The 10995-nt window shown below is 76.8% G+C and carries 10 protein-coding genes; 5 read left to right on the forward strand and 5 right to left on the reverse strand.

Features of this window, described 5'->3' with window-relative positions; all coding sequences use genetic code 11:
• Positions 1 to 17: 17 nt before the first annotated feature.
• Positions 18 to 209: a DUF2795 domain-containing protein gene (locus tag AC07D6_RS03945; RefSeq protein ID WP_315879022.1), complete on the reverse strand. Its 192-nt coding sequence runs from the start codon at positions 207 to 209 to the stop codon at positions 18 to 20.
• A gap of 239 nt (positions 210 to 448) precedes the next feature.
• Here AC07D6_RS03945 and AC07D6_RS03950 point away from each other — a divergent pair, with 239 nt between their 5' ends.
• Positions 449 to 658 carry a DUF5133 domain-containing protein gene (locus tag AC07D6_RS03950; RefSeq protein WP_315879023.1) on the forward strand — a complete coding sequence of 70 codons (210 nt, stop codon included), beginning with the start codon at positions 449 to 451 and terminating at the stop codon, positions 656 to 658.
• A gap of 330 nt (positions 659 to 988) precedes the next feature.
• On the opposite strand, the gene AC07D6_RS03955 is transcribed toward AC07D6_RS03950, so the two are convergent.
• Positions 989 to 1912: a MurR/RpiR family transcriptional regulator gene (locus tag AC07D6_RS03955; RefSeq protein WP_479042324.1), complete on the reverse strand. Its 924-nt coding sequence runs from the start codon at positions 1910 to 1912 to the stop codon at positions 989 to 991.
• Between the two features lie 609 nt (positions 1913 to 2521).
• Between AC07D6_RS03955 and AC07D6_RS03960 the strand changes: the two genes are divergently transcribed.
• From AC07D6_RS03960 to AC07D6_RS03970, 3 genes are all read left to right on the forward strand, one after another.
• Positions 2522 to 4981, forward strand: coding sequence for a SpoIIE family protein phosphatase (locus tag AC07D6_RS03960; RefSeq protein WP_479041758.1), 2460 nt, complete (start codon positions 2522 to 2524; stop codon positions 4979 to 4981).
• Positions 4982 to 5089: 108 nt separating this feature from the next.
• A complete protein-coding gene (locus tag AC07D6_RS03965; protein WP_315879026.1) occupies positions 5090 to 5428 on the forward strand; it encodes a DUF3140 domain-containing protein in 339 nt (112 codons plus the stop codon).
• A 13-nt stretch (positions 5429 to 5441) separates the two neighbouring features.
• Positions 5442 to 6473 (forward strand): DNA topoisomerase IB, encoded by a 1032-nt coding sequence (locus tag AC07D6_RS03970; protein WP_479041760.1) that lies wholly within the window; start codon positions 5442 to 5444, stop codon positions 6471 to 6473.
• Positions 6474 to 6488: 15 nt separating this feature from the next.
• On the opposite strand, the gene AC07D6_RS03975 is transcribed toward AC07D6_RS03970, so the two are convergent.
• The gene (locus AC07D6_RS03975; protein ID WP_315879028.1) at positions 6489 to 7238 is read right to left on the reverse strand and encodes an SDR family oxidoreductase; all 750 of its coding nucleotides are present in this window, start codon (positions 7236 to 7238) and stop codon (positions 6489 to 6491) included.
• Positions 7239 to 7611: 373 nt separating this feature from the next.
• On the opposite strand from AC07D6_RS03975, the gene AC07D6_RS03980 reads away from it, so the two are divergent.
• The gene (locus AC07D6_RS03980) at positions 7612 to 8874 is read left to right on the forward strand and encodes an MFS transporter (RefSeq protein WP_479042326.1); all 1263 of its coding nucleotides are present in this window, start codon (positions 7612 to 7614) and stop codon (positions 8872 to 8874) included.
• 20 nt (positions 8875 to 8894) lie between these two features.
• Here the strand turns inward: AC07D6_RS03980 and rfaE2 are convergent, their stop codons facing one another.
• On the reverse strand, positions 8895 to 10301 hold the full coding sequence (rfaE2, locus tag AC07D6_RS03985; protein ID WP_479041762.1) for a D-glycero-beta-D-manno-heptose 1-phosphate adenylyltransferase: 1407 nt from the start codon (positions 10299 to 10301) through the stop codon (positions 8895 to 8897).
• Positions 10298 to 10975 (reverse strand): D-sedoheptulose-7-phosphate isomerase, encoded by a 678-nt coding sequence (locus AC07D6_RS03990; protein WP_315879030.1) that lies wholly within the window; start codon positions 10973 to 10975, stop codon positions 10298 to 10300. The genes rfaE2 and AC07D6_RS03990 overlap by 4 nt, the downstream gene beginning before the upstream one ends.
• Positions 10976 to 10995 lie beyond the last annotated feature (20 nt).

Here is a 10995-nt window from a genome sequence, read left to right on the forward strand (position 1 = left end):
GGGGACGGTCCCTCGGGTCACGAACCCTTGCCGACCTCCTTGTTGATCGCCGCGGGGGAGTCGTACTCCTTGTCGGGCATGGACTTCAGCGCGTCCATGACCTTCTTGCCGGCGCCGTGCTCCTCCGCCTGCCTGACGATCTCGTCCTTGGAGGCGGGGTAGCTGACGCCGCCCAGGTTCTTCTGCATCTCGATGGGGTTCACAGCCATGGCCGGCGAGTACCGCACGCACGGATCGTCACACCGCTCGGCGCTCCGCAGGGCGAACCCATCACGGTTGCATCACAATGTCGTGTGAAGGTCGGTCAGTGCGGGCATATCCCGCGCGGGAGCGATGTCCCGGTCCGGGACGCCGTCGCGTCACCCGACCTCTTCGCACCACCTCCACGGGAGAAGCGCCTCGCCGCCCTCCCCTCTCACCTCATGGCGTCGGAAAGGCAGGTACGTCCATGCTGTTGGCGCATCCCGCTGTGCTTCGAGAGCTCGTTGCCCGGTACGAATCCCTCTGCGCCGCCGCGCAGGAACACGCGATCGCCCCGGATCTGCAACGCCGCCTGGACGACGTGACGTACACGCTCTGCGTGACGACCGGCACCCGGACACTGGAGCACGCGCTCACGGCCGCACGGGCCAGGCTGGCGACCGTGGCGGCCGGCTGAGGGCAGGCAGGGTTCGGCGGCCCCGGCCCAGGGGTAGACCGGGGCCGCCGGCGGGTGCCCACAGGGGAGAGCGGAACACCCGGCAGCGAACACGCGGGGCGGCACGAGGAGGGAGCGCCGCCCGGCCGTGTTCGGTCAGCGGGCACCGCATCGCACCTATCGGTGCTGCGGTGTCGTGCGAGCAGTACATATATATACCGTCGAGTAGGCAAGGGCATGAAAAATTTCATGCTCGCCGGTGGCCGAAAAAAATCGGTGCCGCCCGACCGTACCGGGCCCACCGAAACCCCCGCCGAAGCGCCGGACGCCACCGTCCGCGCCGGCTCGTCCTCAGTCGTCGATGAAGAAGTCGTGCTGCGCCGCGACCTGCTCGTACCCTTCCAGCCGCGCCTGCGTACGCTCCGGTTCGGCGTCCGCCATCGCCTGGAGCACCGCCGCCGACAGCACCCCCGGCGCCGCGTAGGAGTCGAACACGAGCCGCGAACCGGCCGGGGCGGTCAGCGTCACGTCCGCCTCCTCCACCAGCGGCCCCATGGTCAGGTCGGTGATCAGGGCCACGCGCAGCCCCGTGCTCCGCGCCGCCCGCACCGCCGCCAGCGTCTCGTTCGCGTGCCGCGGCATCGCGTACGCCAGCACCCACGAGCCGCCCGCCTCCCGCGCCTGGAGCAGCGTGTCGTACGCGACGCTCCCGCCGCGCGTCACCACCCGGACATCGGGGTGGATGCGCCGCGCCGCGTACGCGAAGTACTCCGCCAGCGACACCGAGATCCGCAGCCCCACCACCGTCAGGGGAACGGAACGAGCCAGTCGCCGCCCCACCTCCAGCACCCGTCCCGGATCGGCCAGAACGCGCCGCAGGCCCTCCAGGTTCTCGATCTCCGCGTCGACCGCCGCCTGGAGCTCGTTGCGCCGGTCCTCCTCCCGGGAGTCCGCCGCCCCCGCCACCGCGCTCAGCGCGATCGGCTGCAGTGCCTCCCGCAGCGCCGGGAAGCCGGCGTACCCCAGCGACGTCGCGAACCGCGTCACCGACGGCTGGCTCACCCCGGCGCGGTCCGCGAGCTCCGTGATCGACAGGAACGCGGCCTCCGTCAGGTGGTCCACCAGGTACTGCGCGATGCGCCGCTGCCCCGGGGACAGCCGGTGGCCGGTGAACAGGGCCCTCACCCGCTCCGCGGGGGTCGGCTCCGGCTCCGGGGCCTGCCGCCCCGGCGTGATCGCGGCCGCCTGCGCGCGTGCCTGCTGCCCGGATGGCACTGATGGCACGATCCGCCTCCTTCTCGTCCCAATTCCGCACAACATAGCTCACGCCGGACCCGGGCCGGACGGGGCGAACGGCACCCCCACCGGAGTGCGCGGCGCCCCCCACCGGGCGCATCCTGACTGTGTGACCTGGTACGGCGCTCCCCGGCACGTCCCGCCCCGGCCGCCGGGGACGGACGAGGAGGGGAGCAGGACGGACGACGGCCGCGTCCGCGACGCGCCCGCGGCCACCGACACGTCCGCGACGGCCCCCGCCCCCGTGGCCGCCGACACGGTCCGGCCCGCCGGCCCCCGCCCCGGCGGCGCCCCCTCCCGCCCCCGCCCCGGCGGGGCCTCCCCGCGCTCCCGCGCCGGGGGACCGCCGTGCCCCGCCGCCCGCGCAGGGCACCCGCCGCCGCTGCCGCGTCACCCGGTCGGCCGTACCGGGTCCTCCGGCCCGCCCGGCGGGGCCGGTACGGCCGACACGGACGCCGCGCGCCCCGCCGCCGGGCCGCGCCCGCCCCGCCGCGGGACCGCCCGGGACGGCGACCGGCCCGGCCGCACCCCTCCGCCCCCCACCGCCCGCCGGCCGGGACCCGGCCCGTCCGAAGGGGGTGACCGGCCGTGAGGACCGGCGAGACGCACCCCGCGGGCCCGGTGGACGCGGCCGGGGGCACCGACTTCCGCGGGCCCCTCGACGCCACCCGGGCCGCCACCGCCGTACTCGACGGCGACGGCACCGTCATCGGCTGGGGGCCGGCGGCGCAGCGGCTCCTCGGCTACCCGCCCGGCGAGGTCCTGGGCCGGCCCGTCGACGGCCTCGTCGCCGACCGCGCCGGCGCCCACCGGGCCGCCGGGGACCCGCCCGGTGCCGACCGCGCCCGCCGCCAGGTCCTCCGCATGCGCCACCGCGACGGCCGCGTCGTCCGCGTCGTCGCCGCCACCCTGCCGCTCTCCCACGCCGGCACCGGCCCGTCCCGCCTCCTCGCCGTCGCCGACGCCGACGAGACCGAACGCTGGGAGGCCCTCCAGGCGATGCTCCGCGGCCTCGCCACCCAGTCCCCGGTCGGCCTCGCCATCTACGACACCGACCTGCGCGTCGTGTGGACCAACAGCGCCCTCTACCGGGAGATGGGCACCTCCCAGTACGTCGGGCTCGGCCCCGACGACATGGTCGCCGCGGGCGAGGTCCTGTCCCCCGGCCACCCGCCCACCCTGGAGGAGACGATGCGCCGGGTCCTCACCACCGGCGACGCCGTCATCGAGCTCCACTACCGTGGCCGGCCGCCCGTCGACCCCGACCACGACCACGTCTGGTCCTGCTCGTACTACCGGCTCCAGGACGCCGACGGCACCCGTCTCGGCGTCTGCGAGGAGACCGTCGACATCACCGACCGCTACCTCGCCCAGCAGCGCCTCGACCTGCTCGTCAGGGCCGGGGGGCTCGTCGGCACCACCCTCGACATGGGCCGCACCGCCCGCGAGCTGTCCTCCGTCGCCGTCCCCCGGTTCGCCGACGGCGTCACCGTCGACCTCGTCGACGCCGTCCTGCGGGGCGACCCGCCCACCCCCGGCACCACGCGCGCCGGACGCCTCGTCCGCGTCTGGGCCGCGCCTCCCGACGGCCCGGACACCGGCCCCGACGCCGCCCGCCCCGGGCCCGAGCCGGTCCCGTACCCGCCCGACGCGCCCCAGTTGCGCTGCCTCGCCTCCGGGCGCCCGGTCCTCACCGGCGGCGAGGCCGCCTCCCTCGTCGTACCGCTGCGCACCGACGGCGCGCCCCTGGGGGTGGTCACCTTCCGCCGCGAGGGCCGTCCCGCCCCGTTCGACGCCGACGACCTGCCCGTCGCCGACGAGCTCGTCGCCCGCACCGCCGTCTGCATCGACAACGCCCGCCGCTTCACCCGCGAGCACACCGCCGCCCTGACCCTCCAGCACAGCCTGCTGCCCCGCAACCTGCCCCGGATCACGGCCGTCGACTTCGCCCACCGCTACCTGCCCGCCGACGGCAAGTCCGGCGTCGGCGGCGACTGGTTCGACGTCATCACCCTCTCCGGCGCCCGCGTCGGCCTCGTCGTCGGCGACGTGGTCGGCCACGGCCTCGGCGCCGCCGCCACCATGGGACGGCTGCGCACCAGCGTCCGCGTCCTGGCCCGCCAGGACCTCGCCCCCGAGGAGCTCCTCACCCGCCTCGACGACCTCATCACGCAGGCCGCCGACGAGGAGGCCGCCGCACCCGGCTCCGTCACCGGCACCGTCCCGCCCGGCCCCGCCCGCGGCCCCGACGACATCCCCGACGACCAGGCGGTCGGCGCCACCTGCCTGTACGCCGTGTACGACCCGGTCACCGGCGTCTGCCGCATGGCCCGCGCCGGACACCCCGCCCCGGCCGTCCTCGACGCCGCGCGCGGCACCGCCACCGTCCCCGACGTCCCCGCCGGGCCGCCCCTCGGCCTCGGCGGCCTGCCCTTCGAGAGCGCCGAACTCCGCCTCCCGGAGGGCAGCCTCGTCGCCCTGTTCACCGACGGCCTCGTCCGCGACCGCGCCCGCGACCCCGAGACCGGGGTGGACCGGCTGACCGCCCTCCTCGCCGACCACCGCGACCGCCCCCTGCCCGAACTCTGCGACCGGGCCGTCACCGCCCTCCTCCCCGGCCCCTTCGAGGACGACGCCGCGCTCCTCCTCGTCCGCACCCGCACGCTCGACGGCGACCGCGTCGCCACCTGGGACCTCGCCACCGGCCCCGAGGAGGTCGGCCGGGCCCGCGCCCTCGCCGCCCGCCAGATCACCGCCTGGGGCCTCGACGAGCTGGCCTTCACCACCGAGATCGTCGTCAGCGAACTCGTCACCAACGCCCTGCGCTACGCCTCCGGCCCCGTCCAGTTGCGGCTCATCCACGACCGCACGCTGATCTGCGAGGTCTCCGACACCGGCCACACCGCACCCCACCTGCGCCGCGCCACCACGGACGACGAGGGCGGCCGCGGGCTGTTCCTCGTCGCCCAGATGACCCAGCACTGGGGCACCCGCTACACCGCCACCGGCAAGACGATCTGGGCCGAGCAGGCACTGCCGCCGCCGTGACCCGGGTTTGCCGTCCCGGCCGTCGGCAACCCGGGGGGATGACCCGAGGGCACGCCGCCCGAGGGCACGGCACCCGAGGAAGCCGCCGGAAACGCCGGGAGGTACGTCATGGCAGCGTCCGACCAGATCAGCGCCGAGCTGTGGGACGAGTTCCACACCGTCGTCAACATGACCTCGCGCGAACTCCAGGAGTGGCTGAGCACCCAGGCCGCCGACGAGGAGACCGAAGAGCTCCCCGACCGCGCCGGGCCGCGCACCGGCCGCCGAGTCCTGGAGATCCTCGGCAAGCGGCGCACCGACCTCACCGGGGACGACGTCGCCGTCATGCGCCGCGTCTGCGAGATCGTCCGTTCCCAGCGCGACCCGGACCTGGAACCGGAGGCGGGCGGCACCGACTGGCGGCACGGCCTGATGAACATCGGCCACGACCCGCTCAAGCCGGTGTAGAGGGGCGCCGCCCGTGCGCCTCGCCCACGTCCGGCCCTCCGATCCCGGATACACCCGCGTCCGCCACGGGCGCGGCTTCCGCTACCTGGACACCCGCGGCCGACCGCTGCGCGACCCGGACGAACGGGAGCGGATCAAGGGCCTCGCCATCCCGCCCGCCTGGCGGGACGTCTGGATCTGCGCCCGGTCGAACGGGCACCTCCAGGCCGTCGGCACCGACGCCGCCGGGCGGCGCCAGTACCTGTACCACCCGGTGTTCCGCGCCCGGCAGGAGCGGGCCAAACACGACCACGTCCTCGACGTCGCCGAGGCCCTGCCGCGGGTCCGCGAGGCGGCCCTGGCGGCCCTCGACACCCGCGGCCTGACCCGCGAACGGGTCCTCGCCACCGCCGTCCGCCTCCTCGACCTGGGGTTCTTCCGCGTCGGCAGCGAGCGCTACGCCGACCGCCACCAGACGTACGGGCTGACCACGCTGCTGCGGGACCACTCCACGTGCGGCCGCCGCGAGGTCGTGCTCAGCTACCCCGGCAAGCACGGCCGGCAGCGCGTCCACGCCGTCGCCGACCCCCCGACCCTGCGCGCCCTCACCGCGCTCGCCCGCCGACGCGGCGGCGGCGACCGGCTCCTCGCCTACCGGGAGGGCCGCGCCTGGCGCGACGTGACCGGCGCCGAGGTCAACGCCCACCTGCGCGACCTGGCCGGTGTCGAGGTCACCGCGAAGGACTTCCGCACCTGGCACGCCACCGTCATGGCGGCCGTCGCCCTCGCCGTCTCCCGGTCCGTCGCCCACAGCGAGACCACGCGCCGCCGCGCCGTCGGCCGCGCCGTGCGGGAGGTCGCCGACTACCTCGGCAACACCCCCGCCGTGTGCCGCGCCTCCTACATCAACCCGCGCGTCGTCGAGCTGTACGAGGAGGGCGTCACCGTCGCCGACGCCCTGCCCGCACTCGGCGCCGCCGCCTCGTACGGCGTGCCCGCCACCCACGGCCCCGTCGAGCGGGCCGTGCTGCGCATGCTGCGCGGCGGGCACGGGTCCGGCGGCTGACCCCGAGGGGCCCGGCTACGGCCAGGACGGCTCCCGGCGCGGCACGACCACGATCTCGCCCGCCACGCTGCCCTCCGGCACCGACAGGGCGTACAGCACGGCGTCGGCGACGACGTCGGGGCTCTGCAGCATCGACACGTCCGTGTCCGGGAAGCGGTCCATGATGAACGGTGTCTCCATGCCGCCCGCCACGACGCCCGTGACGCCGATGCCCGGGCAGTCCCGCTGCGCCTCCTTGAACAGCGTGTGCGTGAACGCCCGCAGCCCCGTCTTGCCCGCCGCGTACGGGCCGGCCTCCGTCCAGGTGCGGTTGGCGGCCGTCGACAGGATGTTCACGATGTGGCCGCCGCCGCGCGCCACCATCCGGCGGTAGCCCTCCAGGCACAGGTACACCGGGCCCAGCAGGTTCGTCTGGATCACGCGCGTGACCTCGTCGGCCGTCAGGTGCTCGATCGGCTTCGACACGTCCACGGCCGCGTTGTTGACCAGGACGTCCACCGCCCGGCCCGCGCCGTCCAGCTCCCGGAACACCCCGGCCACCGCCTCCGGGTCGCGCACGTCCAGCTCCACGAAGCGGGCCTCGCCGCCGTCCCCGTTCAGCTCGTCGCACAGCTCCCGCGCCAGCTCCTTGCGCACGTCCGCCACCAGGACCGACGCGCCCGCCCCGGCCAGCCGCCGGACGATCGACGCGCCCAGGCCCCGCGCTCCGCCGGTCACCAGGGCCTGCCTGCCGTGCAGGTCGACCCGCACTCCACCGCTGCCCATGCCGTAGCCTCCGCCTTCCTCGGGTGTGGTGCGCTGACTCTTCACTGTGACCCGCGCGACACCGTCCGGCACCCCGGGCGGTCACTGTGAGCAAGCCCACGGGGCGGGCCGGATCCCCGGTGCCGCAAGGGCCCCGCCGCCCCCGGCGGGGCCTGGCCGCGGCGGGGGAGGCGCAGGTCACGGTGGACGCGGCGGCGGGCTGCCACGATGGTCGGCGCACATGCCCCGGTGGAGCGACCGCGCAGCGAAGCCCGCGTCGACTCCCCGCCGCGATCCGCCATTCGAGCCCCCCCTCTTCACCGTGCCTCCTTCCTCCCCGGCCACCGCGCCCGCCCCGTCCGCCTCCCCCTGGCGTTCGCTGAAGTACCGCAGCATGCGCTGGTGGTCCGTCGCGAACTTCGTCTCCAACGCCGGTACGTGGATGCAGCTGACCGTGCAGAACCTGCTGGTCCTGCAGATCACCGGCTCCGCCGCCGCGACCGGCCTGTCCCTGTCCGTGCAGGCCGCGCCCGGCCTGCTGATGGGCGTGGCCGGCGGCGCCGTCGTCGACCGCTGGCCCCGCAAGCTGACCGCCGCCGTGAGCCAGGCGCTGCTCGGCCTGGTCGCCTTCACCACGGCGTTCCTCGTGGCGACCGACCGGCTGAACCTCGGCGCGCTGATGGCGCTCGCCGCCGTCACCGGTCTCATCGCCACCGTCGACGGGCCCGCCTGCGCGCTGCTCGGCAACGACCTGGTGCGCACCGAGGACGTGCCGTCGGCCATCGGGGTCGGCTCCCTCGTCCACAACGCGGGCCGCCTCGCGGGCGCCGGACTGGCGGGCCTCACGGTCGCCTTCCTGGGCACGGCCTCCGCGTACGCGGCCAACGGGCTGTCCTTCCTGTTCGTGACGGCGGTGATCCCGTTCCTGCGGCCCGTGCGCGAGCAGACCCGGCCGGAACCCGCCGGCAAGCCCACCGGCGAGCCCGCGGGCCGGGCCGGCGACAGCCGGATGACCGTCCGGGAGGGGCTGGCGTTCTTCGCCCGCCGCCCCCGCCTCGTGGGCCTGGCCGTCATCTCCGGCGTCAGCGCCGTGTTCGGCCGCAACTACGGGCTCACGCTCGCCGTGCTCGTCACCGGGCCGCTCGCCGGCGGCGCCGGGGCGTTCGGCACCGTGTCCACCGTCCTCGCGGTCGGCGGCATCGTCGGCGCCGTCCTGGGCGCCCGGCTGCGCAGGCCGTCCGTACGGCTCGTCGGCGTCCTCGCGGCGGCCGGCGGCCTCCTCCAGGTGGCGGCCGGGCTGTCGCCGTCGCTGGCGGTGCTGCTGGTGCTCGTCCTGCCGATGGCCGTGGTCGAGTCGGTCTCCGACACGGCCGGGACGACCGTCCTGCAGACCGACCCGCCGCCGCACCTGCGGGGACGGGTGCTGGGCGTGTGGGGCAGCATCCGCACGGTCTGGAGCCTCGCCGGGCCGCCGGCGCTGGGCCTGCTCATGGAGGTGGCCGGCGCGCGCGGCGCGCTCGTGCTGGGTGGCCTGCTGATCGCGGCGGTCGTCGCGGCGGGCCACTTCGCCCACCGCCGCCGCACCCCCGCCCCGGTGCCGGTCCCCACCGCTCCGGCGGCGCTCGCCGCCCGCCCGGCCCTGGGCACGGCGGCCTGAGCACGGCGGTCCCGGTCAGGTCACTCCGCGGCCGGCCGGGCCGCCGCGCGGGCCGCGCGGCGCGCCAGCAGGGTGGTGGAGCGGCCGTCCAGGTACGGCAGGACCACCGCCTGACCGCCCCAGCCGCGCAGCACCTCCGCCTCGGGCAGCTCCTCCGCCGAGTAGTCGCCGCCCTTCACCCACACGTCCGGCCGCAGCCGCGTCAGCAGCTCCGCCGGCGTGTCGCCGTCGAACACCGCGATCGCGTCGACGCTGCCCAGCCCGGCCAGCACCCGCGTCCGGTCCGCGATCGGGTTCAGGGGCCGGCCCGGCCCCTTGAGCCGCGTCACCGACGCGTCGGAGTTGACGCAGACGATCAGGCAGTCGCCGATCCGCCGCGCGCTCTCCAGCAGGCCCACGTGCCCGGCGTGCAGCAGGTCGAAGCAGCCGCCCGTCGCCACCACCGTCCCGCCCCGCGCCCGTACCCGCTCGGCGAGCGCGAAGGGGTCGGTCACCGGCGGCTCGTGCCGCCCCGGCGCCGGCGGCGGCGTCCGCCACAGCGCCGGGTTGCCCGCGCCGCCCGCCGCGACGAACGCCGCAGCCTCCGCGACCCCCCGCTCCACCGCCTCCTCCGGCAGCGCCCCGTCCGCCAGCGCGGCGGCGGTCGCCGCGGCGAAGCAGTCGCCCGCGCCGCACGGGTCGCCGGTCGCCCGGTAGGGGACGGGCACCAACATCGGCGTGCCGGCGCCGGGCCCCGGCCGGGTCAGCAGCACCCCGCGCTCGCCGAGGGTCACCGCCACGGCGGCCGCCCGCCACCGCTCCGCCAGGTCCGAGCCCCGCTGCGCGTACGCCCGCAGCGACTCGCCGCCCGTGCCGGGGCCGAGCGCCCGGGTCTCGGCGGCGTTCGGCGTGGCGATCCGGACGCCGGGCACCGGCGCGCCGCCCCGGGGGTGCGGGTCCCACACGACCGGCACGCGCGGCGCGACGGCCGCCAGCACGTCCCGTACGGCGTCCGCGGTGCGCCGCCCGTAGTCCGCGACGAGCACCGCGTGCGCGCCGGACAGCGCGTCGCGGACCGCGCCGCCGGGCTTCCCGGGGTCGCCGCCGCCCCGGTCGATCCGCACCAGCGGCCGGCCCGACGCCAGGACGCGGGTCTTCACCGGCAGGGTGCCCCGCAGCGGCAGCTCGACCAGCCGGACCCGGCCCTCCAGGGAGCGGCGCACCGCGTCGCTCGCCGGGTCGTCGCCCAGCGCCGTCACCAGCACCACCTCGCGCCCGCCCCGCGTGGCCAGCGCGGCGGCCAGCCCGGCGCCGCCGGGCCGCCGGTGGCCGCCCGTCACGTCGACGACCGGCGCGGGCGCGTCGGGCGCGAGCCGCGTCGACACGCCCTCCACGTCCTCGTCGAGCAGCACGTCCCCGACGACCACCAGCGGCTGCCGGGCGCTCACGACATCCTCCGCCGCGCCGCCGCCGGCTCGAACGCGCCGGCCGCCCCGCCGGTCCGCCACGGCGGGCCCGCTTCGACCACCGCGTCGAAGCACTCGCACAGCACGTGCACCGCCACCAGGTGCGCCTCCTGCACCGTGGCCGTCGACGCGGCGTCCACGCACAGCGCCTCGTGCGCCGCCTCGGCCAGCGGGTTCGGCGCGGGGCCGGTCAGCGCCCACACCCGCATCCCCGTGGAGCGCGCCGTCGCCGCCGCCGCGATCAGGTTCCCGCTCCGCCCCGACGTGGACAGCAGCAGCAGGACGTCACCGGGGCGGCCGTGCGCGGCGACCTGCCGCGCGTACACCTGGTCGAAGCCGTAGTCGTTGCCGATCGCGGTCAGGCTGGAGGTCTCGGCGTGCAGGGAGATCGCCGAGTACGCGGGCCGCTCGCGCCGGTAGCGGCCCACCAGTTCGGCCGTCAGGTGCTGCGCCTGCGCGGCGCTCCCGCCGTTCCCGGCGGCCAGCAGCCGGCCCCCGCCCGGCAGGACGACCGCGAGCCGGGCGCCCCACCGGGCGATCCGGTCCAGGTGGTCCCGGCGAAGCCGGCCCACGGCGTCCTCGAGCGACGCGCAGTGCCGCCGCGCCGCCTCGCGCGCGGCGAGGGGGAACCCATCAGAGGGGGAGAAATCGCTCATGTGTGTTCGGGCGCCTGTTC

Source organism: Streptomyces sp. NPDC045287 (assembly GCF_056432325.1).